General features: G+C 32.0%; 19 protein-coding genes. 16 read left to right on the plus strand and 3 right to left on the minus strand.

The window, feature by feature from the left end; all coding sequences use genetic code 11:
• Positions 1-192: 192 nt before the first annotated feature.
• The 3 genes from cysK to JNO63_RS04065 all read left to right on the plus strand — a co-directional run bounded on the left by cysK (position 193) and on the right by JNO63_RS04065 (position 2,044).
• Positions 193-1,104 carry a cysteine synthase A gene (gene cysK, locus JNO63_RS04055; RefSeq protein WP_203127217.1) on the plus strand — a complete coding sequence of 304 codons (912 nt, stop codon included), beginning with the start codon at positions 193-195 and terminating at the stop codon, positions 1,102-1,104.
• Positions 1,091-1,618 carry a serine O-acetyltransferase EpsC gene (gene epsC, locus JNO63_RS04060; RefSeq protein ID WP_203127218.1) on the plus strand — a complete coding sequence of 176 codons (528 nt, stop codon included), beginning with the start codon at positions 1,091-1,093 and terminating at the stop codon, positions 1,616-1,618. Before cysK ends, epsC begins: the two co-directional genes overlap by 14 nt.
• A gap of 108 nt (positions 1,619-1,726) precedes the next feature.
• Positions 1,727-2,044, plus strand: a complete 318-nt coding sequence (locus JNO63_RS04065) for a hypothetical protein (RefSeq protein WP_203127219.1) — start codon at positions 1,727-1,729, stop codon at positions 2,042-2,044.
• Positions 2,045-2,084: 40 nt separating this feature from the next.
• On the opposite strand, the gene tyrS is transcribed toward JNO63_RS04065, so the two are convergent.
• Together tyrS and JNO63_RS04075 are read right to left on the minus strand one after the other, a co-directional pair.
• On the minus strand, positions 2,085-3,335 hold the full coding sequence (gene tyrS / locus JNO63_RS04070) for a tyrosine--tRNA ligase (RefSeq protein WP_203127220.1): 1,251 nt from the start codon (positions 3,333-3,335) through the stop codon (positions 2,085-2,087).
• 210 nt (positions 3,336-3,545) lie between these two features.
• Positions 3,546-3,794 (minus strand): hypothetical protein, encoded by a 249-nt coding sequence (locus JNO63_RS04075; protein WP_203127221.1) that lies wholly within the window; start codon positions 3,792-3,794, stop codon positions 3,546-3,548.
• Positions 3,795-3,919: 125 nt separating this feature from the next.
• On the opposite strand from JNO63_RS04075, the gene metG reads away from it, so the two are divergent.
• The 9 genes from metG to JNO63_RS04120 all read left to right on the plus strand — a co-directional run bounded on the left by metG (position 3,920) and on the right by JNO63_RS04120 (position 13,173).
• Positions 3,920-5,869 (plus strand): methionine--tRNA ligase, encoded by a 1,950-nt coding sequence (gene metG / locus JNO63_RS04080; protein WP_203127222.1) that lies wholly within the window; start codon positions 3,920-3,922, stop codon positions 5,867-5,869.
• Positions 5,869-6,630: a TatD family hydrolase gene (locus tag JNO63_RS04085; RefSeq protein ID WP_203127223.1), complete on the plus strand. Its 762-nt coding sequence runs from the start codon at positions 5,869-5,871 to the stop codon at positions 6,628-6,630. Before metG ends, JNO63_RS04085 begins: the two co-directional genes overlap by 1 nt.
• The gene (gene rnmV, locus JNO63_RS04090) at positions 6,627-7,157 is read left to right on the plus strand and encodes a ribonuclease M5 (protein WP_203127224.1); all 531 of its coding nucleotides are present in this window, start codon (positions 6,627-6,629) and stop codon (positions 7,155-7,157) included. The genes JNO63_RS04085 and rnmV overlap by 4 nt, the downstream gene beginning before the upstream one ends.
• The gene (rsmA, locus tag JNO63_RS04095; RefSeq protein ID WP_203127225.1) at positions 7,154-7,990 is read left to right on the plus strand and encodes a 16S rRNA (adenine(1518)-N(6)/adenine(1519)-N(6))-dimethyltransferase RsmA; all 837 of its coding nucleotides are present in this window, start codon (positions 7,154-7,156) and stop codon (positions 7,988-7,990) included. The genes rnmV and rsmA overlap by 4 nt, the downstream gene beginning before the upstream one ends.
• A gap of 44 nt (positions 7,991-8,034) precedes the next feature.
• Positions 8,035-8,265, plus strand: coding sequence for a glutaredoxin family protein (locus tag JNO63_RS04100; RefSeq protein ID WP_203127226.1), 231 nt, complete (start codon positions 8,035-8,037; stop codon positions 8,263-8,265).
• A gap of 166 nt (positions 8,266-8,431) precedes the next feature.
• Positions 8,432-9,085: a response regulator transcription factor gene (locus JNO63_RS04105; protein WP_203127227.1), complete on the plus strand. Its 654-nt coding sequence runs from the start codon at positions 8,432-8,434 to the stop codon at positions 9,083-9,085.
• Positions 9,073-9,945, plus strand: coding sequence for a sensor histidine kinase (locus JNO63_RS04110; RefSeq protein ID WP_203127228.1), 873 nt, complete (start codon positions 9,073-9,075; stop codon positions 9,943-9,945). Before JNO63_RS04105 ends, JNO63_RS04110 begins: the two co-directional genes overlap by 13 nt.
• 86 nt (positions 9,946-10,031) lie before the next feature.
• On the plus strand, positions 10,032-10,709 hold the full coding sequence (locus JNO63_RS04115; RefSeq protein ID WP_203127229.1) for an ABC transporter ATP-binding protein: 678 nt from the start codon (positions 10,032-10,034) through the stop codon (positions 10,707-10,709).
• Positions 10,672-13,173, plus strand: coding sequence for an ABC transporter permease (locus JNO63_RS04120; protein ID WP_203127230.1), 2,502 nt, complete (start codon positions 10,672-10,674; stop codon positions 13,171-13,173). Before JNO63_RS04115 ends, JNO63_RS04120 begins: the two co-directional genes overlap by 38 nt.
• 139 nt (positions 13,174-13,312) lie before the next feature.
• Here the strand turns inward: JNO63_RS04120 and JNO63_RS04125 are convergent, their stop codons facing one another.
• Positions 13,313-13,945, minus strand: a complete 633-nt coding sequence (locus JNO63_RS04125) for a hypothetical protein (RefSeq protein ID WP_203127231.1) — start codon at positions 13,943-13,945, stop codon at positions 13,313-13,315.
• A 105-nt stretch (positions 13,946-14,050) separates the two neighbouring features.
• Between JNO63_RS04125 and ilvA the strand changes: the two genes are divergently transcribed.
• From ilvA to JNO63_RS04145, 4 genes are read left to right on the plus strand one after another with little or no spacing between them, the layout of a single operon-like run.
• Complete coding sequence (gene ilvA, locus JNO63_RS04130; RefSeq protein WP_203127232.1) at positions 14,051-15,235, plus strand: threonine ammonia-lyase; 1,185 nt, start codon at positions 14,051-14,053, stop codon at positions 15,233-15,235.
• Entirely contained in the window at positions 15,232-16,659 is a 1,428-nt protein-coding gene (locus JNO63_RS04135) for a UDP-N-acetylmuramoyl-L-alanyl-D-glutamate--2,6-diaminopimelate ligase (RefSeq protein WP_203127233.1), read from the plus strand. The genes ilvA and JNO63_RS04135 overlap by 4 nt, the downstream gene beginning before the upstream one ends.
• Complete coding sequence (locus tag JNO63_RS04140) at positions 16,656-17,864, plus strand: aminoacetone oxidase family FAD-binding enzyme (protein ID WP_203127234.1); 1,209 nt, start codon at positions 16,656-16,658, stop codon at positions 17,862-17,864. The genes JNO63_RS04135 and JNO63_RS04140 overlap by 4 nt, the downstream gene beginning before the upstream one ends.
• Entirely contained in the window at positions 17,857-19,149 is a 1,293-nt protein-coding gene (locus JNO63_RS04145) for an NAD(P)H-dependent oxidoreductase (protein WP_203127235.1), read from the plus strand. Before JNO63_RS04140 ends, JNO63_RS04145 begins: the two co-directional genes overlap by 8 nt.
• Positions 19,150-19,249 lie beyond the last annotated feature (100 nt).

Genomic DNA, 19,249 nt, shown 5'->3' on the forward strand with positions numbered 1-19,249 from the left:
ATTACATTCCGCTTAAAATATTATTAAGTTATTCCGTGTTTATGGGTTCAGCTCATACAGTTAGGTTGCCTTTTTTTATACACACTTATAAACTTGAATAAAATAATGGATTAGATATAATAATAGACAAAAGATACCCATAGAAAATTTATATATATTTTCAGGAGTGTATATTTATAAAAGGAGAATAATATGTCTATTAAAAATAACGCAAAAGAACTTATCGGAAATACTCCCTTACTTAAGCTTAATTCCCTAAAAAAAGAGGGTAGAGCTGATATCTATGTAAAAGTAGAAAAAAATAATGTGGCTGGATCTGTAAAAGATAGAATCGCTCTTTATATGATTGAAGAAGCAGAAAAAGCAGGCAAAATAAAGCCAGGAGATACAATTGTAGAACCAACAAGTGGGAATACTGGGGTGGCCCTAGCAGCCTTATGTGCGGCAAAAGGATACAAACTAATCCTAACCATGCCAGCATCAATGAGTGAAGAACGTGAAAAACTAGCAAAAGCTTATGGGGCAGAAGTTATAAGAACAACAGAAAATGCTCTACAAGGAGCTGTGGATAAGGCAAAAGAACTTTCTGAAAATGAAGGATATTACTTCCCTGATCAATTTTCAAACCCAGCAAATATAAAAGCCCACTATGAAACAACAGGACCAGAAATTTTAGCAGAACTTACACCAGATGCCTTTATAGCAGGAGTTGGTACAGGTGGAACAGTATCTGGAGTTGGTAAAAAATTAAAAGAAAAAGATAGCAATATCAAAATCTACGCTATCCAACCAGCAGAAAGTCCACTTTTATCAGGTGGAGAGGCCTCTAGCCACAAAATCCAAGGCATAGGTGGAAACTTTATTCCTAAAAATCTAGATTTTGATGTAGTAGATGATATTGTAAGTGTAGCAAGTGATGATGCAATAAAAATGAGCAGACAATTAGCAAAAGATGAGGCCCTAGCAGTTGGGATATCATCAGGAGCAAATGTAGTAGGAGCTATTGAAATTGCAGATAAATTAGGTGAAGGTAAAACAGTTGTAACTGTACTTCCAGATACTGGGGAAAGATACCTATCAACTAGCCTATATGAAATTAATTAGTTATGAAGAATATAAAGAGGAACTTTTAGAAGCTGCTCTAAAAAAAGATCCATCTTTAAAAAGTAAGGAAGAAGCAATACTTTATTCCCCAGGCATAAAAGCTCTTTTAAGCCACTTTAGGGCCCACAATTTGTGGCTTGGAGGCCAATTTTATGAAGCTGATGAATTAGCCTACAAGTCTAGGATAGAAACAGGTATAGAAATCCACCCTGGAGCAAAAATTGGCAGAAAAACATTTATCGACCATGGCATGGGCATTGTAATTGGTGAAACTGCAGAAGTAGGAGAAGACTGTTTGATATATCACGGAGTAACCCTGGGTGCAGTTGAAAATAAAAAAGGAAAAAGACACCCAACGGTAGGTAACAATGTCATGATAGGTGCAGGAGCTGTAGTTCTTGGCGCTATAAATGTAGGGGATAATGTAAAAATAGGAGCTAATGCTGTTGTTTTAGAAGATGTAGTAGATAATGCAACAGCAGTCGGTGCACCGGCTAGGATTATAAAAAAATAAATAATTATTAAAAACTTCTAAATTTGAATTAAAAATCTTATTTAGAAGTTTTTTTGTACAAATATTTGCGGTATAAATTATTGTGAAGGTATAGAAAGAGAGGTTTATATGGCAAAGAAAACTCAGTACGCATTTCTTTTCGCATTTGGTATCCTGCTTTATTTTTTGCTTTATCAAAGTCAGATAGTTTTTAAAAACACTATCCCATTAATTATAATTCTTGGAGCAGGATTATATTATAATGATAAGTTAAAGATGAAGAAAAAAGGTAACATCTTTTTGTTCCTGCTAATGATAATTTTATCATTCTCAGTTATTTTTAGAGATACTCATAATTTAACTTACCTTACAACAAGTCCAACAATGGATGGGATAATTTTAGCCCTTATAACTTTTGTGTTTCACAATTACCTAATATATGAATAAATTCCTAACAAAAAAAGGGGCATTCTTGCCCCTTATATTTTTATCCTAAAAGTATTCTGTGGAAGTTTTTCTTTCCTTTTTTGATTATTATTTTATCATCTGTAAATAAATCTTCTGTAACTTCAAGGCTTGGGTCAGATACTTTTTCATCATCGATTGATACTCCGCCTTGTTTTATAAGTCTACGAGCCTCACCATTTGACTGAGTAAGTCCAACATCTGTCATAAGTTGTAATAAACCAATTGGTAAATCAGCTTTTGAGATTTCTGTTGTTGGCATAGCATCTTCATTACCAGCTCCTGCAAATAGTGCTTTTGCTGCATCTAAGGCTTCTTTGGCTTTTTCTTCACCGTGGATTAATTTTGTTACTTCAAAAGCTAGTACTTCTTTGGCATGGTTTATATCAGCTGCATCTGTTGCAGATCCTAGTTTTTTACATTCTTCAGTTGGTAGGAAAGTAAGTTGTAGTAAGAATTTTGTAACATCCCTATCATCAACATTTCTCATGTATTGGAAAAGCTCGTATGGGCTTGTTTTTTCTTCATCTAGCCATACTGCACCTTTTTGTGATTTACCCATTTTTACTCCATCTGCAGTTGTAAGAAGGGAGAAAGTCATACCGTAGGCCTTGTCATTTTCTTTTTTACGAACTAAGTCTACTCCACCGATAATATTTGACCATTGGTCAGATCCACCGATTTCTAAAGTACAATTGTGACGGCGGTAAAGTTCTAAGAAGTCATAGGATTGTAAAAGCATATAAGAAAATTCAAAAAATGTTAGCCCACCTGCTGCCATACGGTTTTTGTAGGCATCTTTTTTTAGCATTTCTCCAACTAAAAATTCACTTCCTACATCTCTTAAAAACTCAACAAATTGAAGTTCTAGTAACCATTTTTTATTGTTTTCTACTATTGCAGCATCTTCTCCAAATTCTAAAAATCTTTGAAATTGAGAGTAAAATCTTTCTGCATTGTTATCGATTGTCTCTTCTGTCATGACCTTTCTCATGTCAGAACGACCTGATGGGTCACCGATTAGAGTTGTACCACCACCTAATAGGGCAATTGGTTTGTGGCCGTAATTTTGCATACGAATCATAACCATAATTTGGATTAAGTGACCTACTGTAAGAGAATCAGCTGTTGCATCAAAACCACAATAGAAAGTTAGTTTTTCATTTTTTAATTTTTCTTTAAGCTCTGCTTCATCAGTAGCTTGCTCGTAGTAACCACGTTCTACTAGCTCATCAAAAACATTCTCATATTCTTTTTCATAAGTGTATCTCATAATTTCCTCCTAAAAATTGTCATAAAAAAAGAGTATAAGAGGGCAGAATTCTGCGGTACCACCTCTTTTTATACTCGCTTTCTTTTACACAAAGAATAGTGTTAAACTCAATGAAAGTGTAATTCGGGAAAATTCCTTACTGGGTTTTCATTATCGAGTTTTATTTAATTAGTTTTAATATACCTTTTATTTAATGAATCTTCAATCAGCCTAGCTACTTATAAAAGAGCCTACTTCTCCTATTAGCATTAGGATAGAGCTTATAATAAATAAAATGCTTAATTTCTTGCTAAATATTTTCCCAGAATAGATACTATAAATAATTAATATATAGGCAATTATTTGCGAAATGAAGTAGCTAGTGTCTGTTAAAAACTTATCTCCAAGCGCTACGATGAGACAAGAGATGAAAAATAATATGCTCATTCGATTTTTATGCTGGTCTATATCTTTTTTCATATCCTATGGCCTCCTTTTTAATTTCATTATATGGTAAATATAAAAGTTAATCAATACTTAACTATGAGTATTATAAGATTTGAAGTATGATATATCTATATATTTTCTAAAAGAAAGGATAGCTTATGACAGAAAAAAAACCTTATTATATAACAACTCCAATATACTATCCTAATAGTAACCTACATATTGGAAATACTTATACATCAATAATTGCTGATGTTTTAAAAAGATATAAAAATTTAAATGGCTATGATGCATATCTAGTAACTGGAACTGATGAACACGGACAAAAGATTATGAGAACTGCAATATCTCATGGTACTAGCCCTCAAAAATTTGTGGACATCATAGCAGATGAAACAAAATTACTTTGGAAAAAACTTGAAATTGACTACGATACCTTTATAAGATCAACAGAGCCTCAACATGAGGAAGATGTAAGAAATATTTTTACAAAACTTTATGACCAAGGTGATATTTATAAAGGTGAATATAAGGGATATTACTGCACCCCTTGCGAAACTTTTTGGTCTGAAGGTCAACTAGTAGATGGCAAATGCCCGGACTGTGGTCGTGATGTAGAATACCAAGAGGAAGAATCCTATTTCTTCAGATTATCAAAATATGAAGATAGATTAAAAGAATTATTTAAAGAACACCCAGAATTCCTTGAACCACAATTCCGTCAAAAAGAAATGTTAAATAACTTCATCGATAAGGGACTTTCTGATCTTTCTGTAACCCGTAATACCTTTAATTGGGGAGTAGACGTTCCTTTTGATAATGAGCATGTGGTTTATGTTTGGATAGATGCCCTTTCTTGCTACTTATCTGCAATTGGATATGGAGATAATCAAAAGAAATTTAATAAATATTGGCCTGCAAGTGTGCATTTAATAGGAAAAGATATAGTAAGATTCCACACTATTATTTGGCCTGCCCTTTTAATGGCTCTAGATTTACCAATTCCAGAAAAAGTTTTTGCCCATGGTTGGATTCTTTTTGATAATGATAAGATGAGTAAATCCAAGGGAAATATTATGTATCCAGAACCACTTGTAGAACTTTATGGTGTGGATGCCTTAAAATATTTCGTCCTTCGTGAATTTAATTTTGGCTCTGATGGAAACTTCTCTAGCCAAAAATACATGGAAAGATATAATTCTGACCTTGTAAATGACCTTGGAAACCTAGTTTCAAGAACTACATCAATGATTGATAAATATAATGGTGGAGTAGTTGCTAAGGGTAGTGAAACTGATACTTACGATGAAGAATTAAAGGCCCTTGCAAAAACAACCTATACTGACTTTGTAAGCCTAATGGATGATTTTAAATTTAATGAAGCCTTACAAACTGTTTGGACATTTATCAGACGTGCTAACAAATACGTAGATGAAACTGAGCCATGGATTTTAGGCCGTGATGAAGCTAATAAGGATAGACTAAACACAGTTTTATATAATCTAGCAGAGTCACTAAGAATTGTTGCCCAATTAATCGAGCCAGTGATGAAAAATACTAGCAAAGAAATCCTTAAAAAACTTGGTACAGACAACAAAGGTTTTGCATCTGCAAGAGAATTTGGTCTTTTAGAAGAAGGAGCAAAAGTTACTAAGGGAGCAAACTTATTTGATAGGCTAGATATAGAAGTAGAACTTAAAAAACTTCACGACCGTAACAATGAATTAATCGGCCAAAGAATAAAAAATAGCGACGATAAAAAAGAAGATGAAGAAAGTAAGGCTGAAATAACATTTGAAGACTTCACAAAGGTAGAAATGGTTGTAGGAAAAATCCTTGAAGCCAAAGAACACCCAGATGCTGACAAGCTTTTAGTCTTTACTGTAGATGTGGGAGAAGAAAACCCTCGCACAATTATATCTGGTATCAAAAAATGGTATGAGCCAAGTGATTTAGTTAATAAAAATGTAATAGTTGTTAAAAACCTTGCACCAAGGAAAATGCGCGGTATCGAGTCTCAAGGCATGATCTTAGCAAGTGATTTTGATGGTGACCTATCACTTTTAACAACTCTAAAAGATATGAAACCAGGAAGTAAGGTTTCTTAATGAGATTGATAGATTCACACTGCCACCTTACAGATGAGGCTTTTGATGATGACAGGTTATTTATTTTAAATGACCTGTCTAATTTTGGTCTAAAGGCAATCATAAATCCTGCTACAAATATAGCTGATAGCAAAATGGCAATAGAACTTGCTGAAAAATACGACAATTTTTACGCCATGGCAGGCATCCACCCAGAAGAAGTTGATGACACTGATAATAAAGATTTAGAAGAGTTAGAAAAGCTTGCAAAAAATGAAAAAGTAATAGCAATTGGGGAAATAGGCCTAGATTACTATTGGAAAGATGATAATAAGAAAAAGCAAAAAGAAATATTTATCCACCAATTAGAACTAGCTAGAAAATTAGAAAAGCCTGCAGTAATCCATGTTAGAGACTCCAAAGATGATGTAATAGAAGTCTTAAAAGATTATACAGACTTAAAAATCCAAATCCATTGCTTTTCAGATGACCTAGAAGCTTTAGAAAAATATATGGAAATGGGATTTTTTATTTCAATAGGTGGAGTAGTTAGCTTTGATAATGGTACAAATGAACAAAATGCAGCAAGAAATGTGCCAATCGAAAGACTGATGCTAGAAACAGATAGTCCATACCTAACCCCAGAACCATATCGTGGCCTTCGCAATGATCCTAGAAGAGTGGTTGAAGTTGCAAGAAAAGTAGCAGATTTGCGCGATATGAAAATAGATAAGCTCGCAAAAAGAACCTACAACAATACCAAGGAGTTTTTTAATTTATGATAAAAGAAACCATAGTTGTTGAAGGAAAAGATGATATTGCCAATGTAAAACGAGCTGTTGATTGTGAGATAATTGCTACAAATGGCCTAGCCTTTGGCAAAGAGTTGATAGATCGTTTAGAAAAAATAAATGAACGCACCGGCATAATCATTCTCACAGATCCTGACCATGCTGGCAAAAAAATTAGAGAAAAAATTGCAAGGCACATCCCAGATGCCAAACACGCCTATATCGATAGAAAACTTGCCATAAAGAAAAATGACTTGGGTGTAGAAAATGCAGAGCCACAAGTGATTATAGATGCCTTAAATAATGCAAAAGCAGAAACAGTTGAGAAAAGAAATGAATTTGTCATGGCAGACTTGGTAAATAACGGTCTTTCAATTGGTAAGGGTGCAAAGGAAAACAGGGAAAAACTTGGAGATATCCTAGGCATTGGTTATTATAATTCCAAGCAACTTTTAAGCAAGCTAAATTCTTTTGCTATCAGCCGTGAGGAATTTGAAAGGGCGGTGGAAGCTTTATGAAGAAACTATATTCACCAAAGGTAGTTCGCGAAATAATCGATCTGTATGATTTTAAATTCAAAAAATCCCTTGGCCAAAACTTTTTGATAGATAAAAATTTTGTAGATAAGATTGTAGATGCGGCAAAGATTGAAAATCAAAACGTCCTAGAAATAGGACCTGGTATAGGAACTATTACCTATGAGATGGCAAAAGTTGCTAAAAAAGTAGTAGCCATAGAAATAGACCAAACATTGATACCAATTTTAGAAGAAAACCTAGGGGAATTTGAAAATGCAAAAGTCATCAATGAGGATATTTTAAAGGTTGATCTTAAGAAATTAGTAGAAGAAGAATTTAATGGAGAAAGTTTTAAGGTGGTTTCAAATCTTCCTTACTATATCACCACTCCTATCATTGAAATGCTAATAACAACAGGCATCCCATGTGATGATATGACAATCATGGTTCAAAAAGAAGTAGCTGAACGCATGGTTGCAAGTGAATCTGATAAAGAGTATAGTTCTCTTTCGGTATTTATAAAATTTTACACTGATGCAAAAGTAGTCATAAACCTACCAAAATCAGTATTTATGCCCCAACCAAAGATTGATTCTACCATACTAAATCTAAAACTAAGACTTTATGATGATAGAGTTAATCAAGATATGCTCTTTAAACTTGTAAGAGCTGGGTTTAACAAAAGACGAAAGACTATCCTAAATTCCTTATCTGATGTAGTGGCTAAGGATGATTTGAAATTAACCTTTGAGAAGCTAAATTTAGCAGAAAATCTAAGGGCAGAAAATTTATCCTTAGATGATTATATAAATTTGGCAAATGAATTGTCTTAATTGGGTATAAGTAATTAAGTAAATGAAAGTATAAGGAGATACAAATGGCAGATATTAAAGTTTATACATCAAATACTTGTGTTTTTTGTAAAGCAGCAAAACAATATTTCAATGACAACAACATTGACTTTACAGAATTAAACATAGACGAAAATCCAGATGCAGTAGAATACCTAGTATCAAAAGGATACAGAGGAGTTCCTGTAATCAACATCGATGGCGAAGACATCGTAGGATTTGATAAACCAGCTATTGAAGCAAAACTTGGTTTATAAGAGGGATTTTACCCTTGATTTTAACTGGCATGAAGGTAATAACCTTTGTGCCAATTTTTATATTATTCATTTTCCCAAAAAAATTTAACATAATTGTTAGAAAGAATTGTGAAATCAATGTTAGCGTTTAATATGATTTATTTTTATAGCAAAAGTGGCAATACATATGAAAAAAATACTTATAATTGAAGATGATAAAAATTTAAATAAGGGCCTATCCATAGCCTTGGAAAAAGAGTATGAAATTATTTCTTTAAATACAATCAGCGAAGCGAAAAAATATATTGATAGAGCTGACCTAATTTTGTTAGATATGAATCTTCCTGATGGAGATGGGCTAGAAATAATAAAATATACTAGACAAACTTCATCCATACCTATAATTATCTTATCTGCTATAGATTTGGAAGCTTATATAATTTCAGCTATAAACTTAGGAGCAGATGATTATTTAACCAAGCCTTTTTCTCTAGGTATTTTAGAAGCTAAGATTAAAAGAGCTTTTGAAAAGATAGCTTCTAATGATTTAAGACTTTATAAAAAAGATGGGTTAGACTTTAACTTTAAAGAAAATAAATTTTATATTAATAATAAAAAGATTGATTTGACGTGGACAGAGTCTAGAATTTTGTATTATCTAATTAAAAATAAATCCCAAGTAGTAACTAAGGAATTACTATTTGACTTTATTTGGGGAGTAGATGATGAATTTATTGACCAAAATACTCTGAGTGTAAATATATCCAGAATCAGAAATAAATTAAAACCCTATGATCCTATTAAAACAGTTTTTGGAGTTGGCTATAAATGGAATTCTTAGCAGGCTTTTTACTTATTATAATAGTAATTCTTTTATACAAATATATAGCATTAAAAAAGCAAATGCAGGAGCTTTCAGACTATATTGATAAGGCTTTGGATGGAAATTTAGAAAATTCTGACTTTGATGAGATGGAATTGTCCAAGATAAAATCAAAACTCATTAAATTTTTATATGCAAGCCAGGTAAAAGAAGCAAAAATAAACACAGAAAAAAATAAAACAAAAGATCTAATAGCTGATATATCTCACCAAACCAAAACGCCAATTACAAATCTCTCTTTATACATTAGCCTATTAGAAAATGATCCAAAAGATGAGTACATTGGAATTATAAAATATGAGCTAGATAAACTAAAATTTTTAGTTCAAGCCCTAGTAAAATCTTCAAGACTTGAATCTGATATTATTGTTTTACAAAAAAATCAAGCAAATTTAGCAGATTTGGTAAATAATGTTTTGGGAGAATTTAAAACTATATTAGATGAAAAAAATATAACTATTGTTTTGAAAGAAGAGGATTGCGTTTTTAATTTAGATGAAAGATGGCTTAAAGAAGCTATTCACAATTTAGTAGATAATGCTATAAAATATTCGCCTGAGCATTCTACAATTAATATCTCAGTTTATAAATCTTATCTAAACTACAATCTAGACATAGAAAATGAGTACAAGGACTTATCAGAGGAAACTTTGCCAAAAATATTTGAAAGATTTTATAGGGGCAAAAATTCAGCCTCTAAAGATGGCTTTGGTTTAGGCCTCTTTATAGCTAGAGAGATTATAGAAAAACATGGTGGCAATATAAAGGCATCTTTGAGAGAAAATAAAATAAAATTTTCGATAGACTTCCCCTTGTGAGAAGTCTTTTTTCTTACAAAACTGTAAGAAACATTGTAAGTACTTTGTAAGATTGAGATGTTATATTATATAAAGAGGTGATATATATGTTAAAAGTAGAAAATTTAAAAAAATATTATAAAACAAATGATATCGAGCTAAGAGCTCTGGATGGAGTATCTTTTGCAGTAGAAAAAGGAGAGTTTATTTCTATAATTGGGGCATCTGGTTCTGGAAAGTCAACCCTATTACATTTATTAGGAGGGCTTGATTATCCTACAAGTGGAAAAGTAATTATTGATAATACAGATATTTATGCTTTAAAAGATGATGAAAGGACTATATTTAGAAGAAGAAATATTGGCTTTGTATTTCAGGCTTATAATCTTTTGCCAATGTTAAATGTATATGAAAATATAATTATACCTTTTGGTCTTGATGGAGATAAGGTAGATAAAAAATATGTTGACAATATCATAGATATACTTGAAATTAAAGATCAAGTAGATAAAATGCCCAATGAATTATCAGGAGGCCAACAACAAAGAGTTGCTATAGCAAGAGCCTTGGTTACAAAACCATCTATAATTTTAGCTGATGAACCTACTGGGAATTTGGATTCAAAATCATCATCCCAAGTTGTTTATTTATTAAAAAGGATAAATAAGGAGCTTGGAAATACTATTCTTATGATAACCCATGATGATGCTGTGGCCCAAGCAGCAGAAAAAACTTTAAGGATAGAAGATGGAAAGTTGGTGGCTAATAATGAAAGTTCAAAATAGAGCCTATATCAGAAAGCTAGCCAAAGCTATTTTAACTACTAATAAAAGTAGAAGAAATATTCTTTTATTAGCAATTGCTTTAACTTGTATACTATTTACAAGTCTTTTTTCAGTAGTATTGGGCCTTGGCAAAAGTATGGAAGCTCAAACGATGAAAACTGTGGGGTCGATCAGCCACGGCTCATATAAAGAAGTTTCTAGCAAAGATATAGAAATTTTATCCAAAGATAAAGATATAAAGAAATATGCGATAAAAAAACACATTGGTATTCTAGATGATGAAAAAATAAGAGCAGAGTTATCTTATAGTGATAAAAATGGATTTGACTGGTCATTATTTGACAATGTTCGTGGAAGATATCCTGAAAAAGAAAACCAAGTATTTATAGATATAGCCACTGCAAAGAAACTAGGCTACAAAGGTGAAATTGGAGAAAAAATAAAGATTCCATTTAATATAGAAAAACCTTACACTGGAGAGCTTATAGAAAAGAAAATCGGAGATTTTGTTATATCTGGAACATATCAAAGTCCGATAGATTCCAACGTTGGTGTAGGACAAATATACTTATCAAAAGCCTATGTAGATAAATTGTCACTTCCAGATACCAATAACGATATGGAAGTAATGCTAAATAATTCATTTATGATAAAGGATAAACTTTTAAAAATTGCAGAAAGAAATGGATATAAGGTGTCAGATAGTCCTGGTAATTTATCTGATAAAGAAATAAGAATTGGAGTTAATTTCGCCTATCTTTTATCCGGAGCTGATGGTACAGACTTTACGATGTTTTTACCAGCATTGCTCTTATTAATTTTAGTAATGCTTGCAGGATTTTTAATTATTAATAATATCTTTAAAATATCTGTAAATGAAGATATAAACTTACTTGGATTACTTAAAACTATAGGTATGACAAAGGTACAAATTAAAAGACTTGTTCATTTAGAATCTTTTATAATAGCGATCCCATCTATAATATTGGGCAATATTATAGGAATTACTATCGGGAAAATAATTTTAAATAAAATATTTTCTACTAATGTAGTATTAGCAAATATAAATCTATCATTAGTTTTAATATTACTAGTTATACTTTTTTCAACCATATTTACTTTATTAACTGTTTTTCTATCAGTTATGAGTCCGGCAAAATATGCAGCTAAAATTTCACCGATAGATGCTAGTAAATATAACGAAACTCAGGTAAAAAAGAAATATAAAAGTGATAATATTTCTCTAGGGAAACTTGCAAGAAGGCAGGTTTTTTCAAATAAATTTAGATTTATCTCAATTGTTCTTTCTATGAGTCTATCAGCAGTTATTTTAAATAGTGTTTTAACTTATACAAGTAATATAGATTTGGAGAAAGGAATATCAGATGTAATCGTAACTGATTATAATATAGCAAGTCCTAAGTATTTTAGATATAGGTATTACGATAAAGAAGACAGTCTAAAAGAAACACTTATTGATCAGATAAAGGAGCATCAAGGATTTAAAGATGGAGGAGCCTTATACTATTATGGTGATGAATATCAGTATCCAGATATAACGGTTGAAGGAAAAAAGATTGCTCCACTCTTACTTGGAGTAGATGATTATTTAATAAATAAACAGAAATTTTTAGAAGGAGAATTTGATAAAGATAAATGGAATAACGGCTCTTATGCTATTGTAGGTGAAGATAGCGATAAAAAATCTTCTTTTAAAGCTGGAGATAAAATTAAAATTAAAGTGAAAAATACTATAAAAGAAGTCCAAATTATGGGAAAAATTAACTATAATTATTCCGATGGTTTAAGATATTATCCTATTATTCAAGAAGATCGATTTGATGAGTCTAGTCCTGAGTTGGATATAGAATATCTTTATTTAAACCCTAATTTGTACGAAGAACTCACTGGAGATAGGAGCATAATGTCCTATGGATTTGATGTAGAGGATAGTGCAAAAGAAAACTTTGATGAATTTTTAAAATCCTTTGAAGATGAACCAGACTTTTCTTATGATTCAAGAGATATTCAGATAAATTCTTTTAAAGATTTCAAAAATCTTATAGAATTTGTGGGTTATAGTTTATCTATAGTATTGTTTTTAATTTCTGTACTAAACTTTATAAATATTATTGCTACAGAAATTTTAAGAAACAAGGTTAATCTCTCAATCCTTGAAGCTATTGGAATGACAAAAGATAATATTAAGAAATATTTAATAAAGAAGAATTTGATATATTCAATTTCAAGCTTAGTATTTTCTTTCATAGTGATGCTACTTGTAAATAAATTTATATTGATAGATTTTATGGCAGAAACTAAGTGGACAACATTTAGTTTCATAATTACACCGCTTCTTATGGTGAATATCGCAAATATAATCATAGGAATACTGTTTACTAACAAATTTTATGAAAAACACAGTCGTGACAGTCTTGTTGATAGGATAAGAAGTTTAGAATAAATATTTTTTATCAGTCATATCGAAAGAGATTAAAAAAGACTATGAGTTTTAAGGCTCATAGTCTTTTTTGTTTATTTTCTAAAAATCTTATCTAGAAAGTGAATTTTAAAATTTTGCTTAATTTATTTTATTACAGATTTTATTCATAGCTAGATAAACTTTCGTTTGGTATTATTTCTAGCTCAGCAAGTTTACCCTGATACATAGTAAATATTACCACGTATTTACTGTTTAAATACATATAATATTGGTCGTTTTGGGCATCTTTGGTATTTTGGCGTAGTTCTATGATTTCCTTATCTGGAACTTTTGCTTCTATATCGTAAAGGGCGTCTCCAAATTTTATATCACCTAAGGCAAAGTCCATGCTAGCTAGATCAAAATTTGAAATTTCAATGTAATTAATTGGTGTATCTATAATGTTGATATCCGTACTACTATTATTTGTAGCTTTTACAAATATTTGATTGTCATCCTTTGTAAGAAAAATATCGGCAGTTTTACCAGCAGGGATTGTTTTTAGATTTTCTTTTTGAGCTTCGCCATCTATGGCAGCGTTATAATCAAAGCCATTTTGAACAAAACGTCCCACATTTGGCGGGAAAGTATAGCCAAAGTCGTCTAATTTAAAGTCGCCTTCTATATTTTTTCTGTTATTTTCATCGGCCTTATCTATATTTTTTTGCAAAGAAAAATTCTCATACATAAAGTCTTGGGCCTCTTGGCAGGAGTTAAGGGATAGGGCCATTAGTATTATCAAAAGTATTTTCATATTTTCTCCTTTATTGCTTTAATTATATCAAGATTTTTTGAATTATAAAACTGTTTAATATTTGTCAAAAAATTGTTATAATCAATTATAGAAAGGAAGTGTATTATGTTTGATTTTACAAGTGCTAAAAAGAGACTAGATGAGGTCGTTAGACCAACTCATTTGATTTATTCAGAATACTTTTCTGATATTGCTTCTAATAACGTTTACCTAAAACCAGAAAATATGCAAAAAACTGGGTCTTTTAAGATCCGCGGAGCCTATAATAAGCTATCAAAACTAGATGAGCAGTCAAAAGAAGTAGGCATTATCACAGCATCTGCTGGAAACCACGCCCAAGGAGTAGCTTACTCTGCAAACAAACTTGGCATCAATGCTACAATTTGTATGCCAGAGCAAACTCCTATGATAAAGGTAGATGGTACTTTAAAATACGGGGCAAATGTTGTTTTATACGGAGAAAACTTCGATGCATGCAAAGACCATGCTATAAAATTAGCTGAGGAAAACGGATATACCTTTATTCCTCCATTTGATGATTTAGATGTTATAGAAGGTCAAGGAACTATCGGACTTGAAATCATAGATGAACTTGAATATGTAGATTATGTCATCGTCCCAGTTGGTGGTGGCGGACTTATTGCAGGAGTTGCAAAATGTATTAAACAAATCAGTCCACTTATCAAAGTCATTGGGGTTGAGCCATATTCTGCTCGTTCTATGCAAGAATCTATCAAAAAAGGTAAGATAATTAAGTTAGAAGGTGTTGATACAATTGCGGATGGTACAGCCGTTGCAGAAGTGGGATCATACACATACGACATTGCAAAAGACTATGTAGATGACTGGATTACAGTAACTGATGAGGAAATCCTCATGGCATTTACAAACCTAATGGAAAAGCACAAATTAGTTGCAGAACCATCTGGAGTCCTAAGTCTGGCTGCCCTTAATAAACTAAATTTTTATAACAAAAATGTAGTTTCTATTATAAGTGGGGGCAATATCGATATGAGTTTTATCTCCCAACTTATCAATCGTGGACTATACGAAACTGGCCGTATTACCCGTATTAACGTGGAAGTGCCAAATATACCAGGCAAACTCCAATCATTATTAGCAGATATTGCCTCAACCAAGGCAAATGTCATCTCAATAGACCATGACAGCCTAAAAGAAGCCAGCAGATTTAAAAATATAAATGTAGAAATCACCTTAGAAACAAACGGCCCAGACCATGTCAAAAAAATCCACGATGTCATAGCTAAGAAAGGATACATAATACATTGACCTTTGATAGTTTAGTAAATCAAATTGACTATATAGATATAAAAGAACAAAATGATGAAGAAATAAAAAATATAACAAACAACTCAAAATTAGTGGAAGATGGCGATATATTTGTAGCGGTCGCAGGTACTCTAAGTGATGGCCACAAATACATCGGTCATGCCATAGAAAATGGTGCAAAAACTATAGTTTATCAAAGTGATATAGACTTTAAGGATGGGATAAACTATATAAAAGTAGCAGACAGTAGACGCGCCCTATCTGATATTTCAAACATCTTAGAAGATTTCCCATCAAAGAAAATGACGGTTGTAGGGGTGACAGGGACAAATGGAAAAACTACAACAGCAACCACCATTTATTATTTGATGAAAGAAATATATGGCAATGCTACAAATATCGGTACAGATGGGACTTTTATAGGAGATGAACGCTCTGATACATCAAATACTACACCAGATATTTATATTTTAAATAAGATTTTTAATCAGAGTTTAGAAAAGAATATAGATCATGTAGTACTTGAAGCATCAAGCCATGGCCTAGTTCAAAACCGCCTAAATGGCATTGACTTTGACTATGGAATATTTACCAATCTTTCCACAGAGCATTTAGATTATCATAAAACAATGGATGAGTATTTTGCGGCAAAAATGATACTTTTAGATCATGCTAAGAAAAGAATTGTAAATATAGATGATCCATACGGAAAAAAAGCCAAAGAAAAATTTCAGGATGCTATAACTTTTGGAAAAGAAAGTGGGTCTGATTATCAAGCCACTGATATAGTAAAAAATGAAAAAACTACTGATTTTAAAGTAAATGGAGTAGATTTTACTATAAATTCCATAGCAGATTATGAGATTTATAATAAACTTGCTGCAATTGCAACTTTAAATAATATGGGAGCTAGCCTTGAAGAAATTTCTCAAAAATTAAAAGTATTTAAGGGATTACCATCAAGATTTCAATATGTAGAAAATGATTTAGATAAAAATATAATCATAGACTTTGCCCACACACCAAGGGCCTTTGAGGCGATTTTTGAATCCATACCAAAAGATGTAAAAACCTATGCAGTTTTTGGTATAAATGGCGACAGAAATACAGAATTTAGAAGGCTTATAGGAAATGCCTGTGCAAAAAATTATGTTTTTGCAGTAATTACTACAGATGATCCAAAATTTGACAATTATGAACATATCACAGATGAGATTGCAGCAGGGATTGATGAACTTGGTGGAAAGTACGAACGCATAGAAGACCGCTTAGAAGCTATGACTTTTGCTATAAAAAAAGCAAATCCGGGAGACTATATCCTTATGCTTGGAAAAGGTGAAGAGCATTTTATGAAATATCACGGCAATGAAAAAACTCCATACAATGAAATTGAAACAGTCCAAGAGGCTATAAAAAACCAATGAAAATTTTAGTAATTGGGGCAGGAGTAGCTGGTCTATTTTTTGCCTCCTTTATGGACAAACACGATGTCACAGTTATTGAAAAAAATGAATTTGCTGGCAGAAAACTTTTGGCAACAGGCAATGGCCGTTGTAATTTTACCAACCTTAACTTTTCGGCAGACAATTTTAAGGCAAGCAGTGATCAACTTATAAACTATGCAATTAAATATTTTACCAATCAAGATTTGATAAAATATTTAAACGAAATTGGGATTGCCACAACAAATCTCCCATCAGGGAGGTGTTATCCCAAGACTATGAGTGCGAAAACTGTCAGAGACTCTCTGTTTTTGGCAGCAGAAGATAAGGCGAAATTTGTCTTTAATGAAGAAGTGATAGATATTAACTTTAAAAATAAAAAGGTAAAAACCAGTAACAAAACTTATTCATATGACAAATTAGTAATAGGAAGTGGTGGGATCACCCTAAAAAATTCTGGATCAGATGGAAAGATTTTTGATTTGATAAAAAATCAAATTCCTCTTACAGATATGACCTATGCAATAACAAATTATGAAACCCGTGAGAAGCTTTCAAAAAAAGCAAAGGGGACAAAGGTTACTGCAAAAGCAAGTTTATATGTAGATGATAAATTTATAAAAGCATCTACTGATGATGTGATTTTTCAAGACTATGGACTCACAGGAACAGCAATTTTGGATATTTCAAATGACCTATCAGAAAGTTTATCTTATAAAAAGTCCTCTCATATATATATAGACTTTTTCCCAGAATATTCCCGAGAAGACTTTATAAATTATCTGTCTAGCCTTTTAAATAAATTTGCTAAAAGGCCTATAAAAGATATACTAATTGGTGTAATCAACGAAAAATTAATCGATGATATACTAAAAATTTCAAATATTAAGCCTTTCAAAAAGGGTTTTGAAATCGATAATAGGGACTTTTATAACCTAGTAAATACGATAAAGTCTCTAAGGTTTGAAGTTTTAGATATACATGATAGACAAAATGCCCAAGTCACTCTTGGTGGTGTGGATAGCAATTTTATAAATCCCAAAACTATGGAATCTACAAAGATTAAGGATGTATTTTTCATAGGAGAATGCCAAGATGTAGCTGGTGATTGCGGAGGATATAATATTTCCTGGGCAGCCTCCACTGCAAAAGTAGCCAGTGATTATTTAAGGAGCTTAGATGTTTAAAATTAGTAGAGAACTAAATGAAATGAAATATAATGGAGAGTCAATTAAGCTTGCCATTTTGGGTGCAGGGAAAATGGGAACTAGTCTTATATCCCAACTTGCAAACATTGATGCTATGGAAGTAAAGCTTGTAATTGACCGTACTCCACAAAAAGCAATTGAGGCTTTAAAAAAAGCTGGTGTTGCTGAAGATAAGATAATTTACACCGATGATTATAACGAAGGATACGAAGTTTTAGAAAAGGGATATGTCTGTGTTTCAACAAATTATAGACTTTCTTATAAACTTTTACAAATAAATGCGGTTGTAGATTGTACAGGAAATCCATCTTTTGGAGCTGTTATTGCTAGAAAAACTATCCAATACCACAAACACATGATTTCATTTAATGTGGAGTGTGAAGCTACAGTTGGTCCAGTTTTACACGATATGGCAAAAAAAGCAGGGGTAGTTTATACAGGAATTCTTGGTGATGAACCAGGTGCGATAATTGATCTTTGTGAAAATGCCTTTGGTATGGGACTTGATGTCCTAGTAGCTGGAAAGGGCAAAAATAATAGACTTGATGAGTATGTAACTCCAGAAAGTGTTAAAACAGAAGCAAAAGAGAAAAATCTTTCTGCAAAAATGTTAACAAGCTTTGTAGATGGAACAAACACTATGATTGAGCTTACAAGTGTATGTAATGCACTAGGATTTTTGCCAGATAAATTTGGTTGCCACGGTGTAGAATCAAGCCCTCAGACTGCAGTAGAAGACTTTAAATTAAAACAAGATGGTGGTATTCTTGATAATTACAAAGTTGTAGAATTCTCAAAAGGAATGGCACCAGGAGTATTTATCATTGTAACGAGTGATAAAGAAGATGTTAGAAATTTAATGAAGTTTTTAGGATTTGGAGATGGTCCAAATTACTTGATGTATAGACCTTACCACCTAACAAGCCTTGAAGCTCCAATTACAATCTTTAAAGCGGTAGTAGAAAATGAAGCAACAATAGCCCCAATTCAAGGACAAGTTGCAGATACAGTAACAGTTGCTAAAAGAGATATCAAAAAAGGGGAAACCCTTGATGGTATAGGTAGCGAAAAAGTTTATGGTAAGATAACAAGCCACACAAGATCCATCCAAGAAGACCTATTGCCAATAGGAATGATAACAGAAAAAACAGTTGCAACTTGCGATATAGCAAAAGATAGTCTAATAGATATGACTATGGTGGAGGTCGATGATAGAGCAACAATAACGAGACTTAGAAGAAGACAAAATTCAATGAAATTGTAATAAAAAACGAAATGGGTTCCCCATTTCGTTTTTTAATTAGTTTCTTATGACAATAAGTAAGTATTATTTTTTATTTATACGGCTAAGTAAATTATTAAAG

Origin of the sequence: Anaerococcus sp. mt242, assembly GCF_016798225.1 — a bacterium.
Taxonomy (GTDB): domain Bacteria; phylum Bacillota; class Clostridia; order Tissierellales; family Peptoniphilaceae; genus Anaerococcus.

Coding starts and splice junctions, on each gene's coding strand:
- cysK (WP_203127217.1), top strand. CDS start 193: ATGTCTATTAAAAATAACGCAAAAGAACTTATCGGAAATACTCCCTTA.
- epsC (WP_203127218.1), top strand. CDS start 1,091: ATGAAATTAATTAGTTATGAAGAATATAAAGAGGAACTTTTAGAAGCT.
- JNO63_RS04065 (WP_203127219.1), top strand. CDS start 1,727: ATGGCAAAGAAAACTCAGTACGCATTTCTTTTCGCATTTGGTATCCTG.
- tyrS (WP_203127220.1), bottom strand. CDS start 3,335: ATGAGATACACTTATGAAAAAGAATATGAGAATGTTTTTGATGAGCTA.
- JNO63_RS04075 (WP_203127221.1), bottom strand. CDS start 3,794: ATGAAAAAAGATATAGACCAGCATAAAAATCGAATGAGCATATTATTT.
- metG (WP_203127222.1), top strand. CDS start 3,920: ATGACAGAAAAAAAACCTTATTATATAACAACTCCAATATACTATCCT.
- JNO63_RS04085 (WP_203127223.1), top strand. CDS start 5,869: ATGAGATTGATAGATTCACACTGCCACCTTACAGATGAGGCTTTTGAT.
- rnmV (WP_203127224.1), top strand. CDS start 6,627: ATGATAAAAGAAACCATAGTTGTTGAAGGAAAAGATGATATTGCCAAT.
- rsmA (WP_203127225.1), top strand. CDS start 7,154: ATGAAGAAACTATATTCACCAAAGGTAGTTCGCGAAATAATCGATCTG.
- JNO63_RS04100 (WP_203127226.1), top strand. CDS start 8,035: ATGGCAGATATTAAAGTTTATACATCAAATACTTGTGTTTTTTGTAAA.
- JNO63_RS04105 (WP_203127227.1), top strand. CDS start 8,432: ATGAAAAAAATACTTATAATTGAAGATGATAAAAATTTAAATAAGGGC.
- JNO63_RS04110 (WP_203127228.1), top strand. CDS start 9,073: ATGGAATTCTTAGCAGGCTTTTTACTTATTATAATAGTAATTCTTTTA.
- JNO63_RS04115 (WP_203127229.1), top strand. CDS start 10,032: ATGTTAAAAGTAGAAAATTTAAAAAAATATTATAAAACAAATGATATC.
- JNO63_RS04120 (WP_203127230.1), top strand. CDS start 10,672: ATGGAAAGTTGGTGGCTAATAATGAAAGTTCAAAATAGAGCCTATATC.
- JNO63_RS04125 (WP_203127231.1), bottom strand. CDS start 13,945: ATGAAAATACTTTTGATAATACTAATGGCCCTATCCCTTAACTCCTGC.
- ilvA (WP_203127232.1), top strand. CDS start 14,051: ATGTTTGATTTTACAAGTGCTAAAAAGAGACTAGATGAGGTCGTTAGA.
- JNO63_RS04140 (WP_203127234.1), top strand. CDS start 16,656: ATGAAAATTTTAGTAATTGGGGCAGGAGTAGCTGGTCTATTTTTTGCC.
- JNO63_RS04145 (WP_203127235.1), top strand. CDS start 17,857: ATGTTTAAAATTAGTAGAGAACTAAATGAAATGAAATATAATGGAGAG.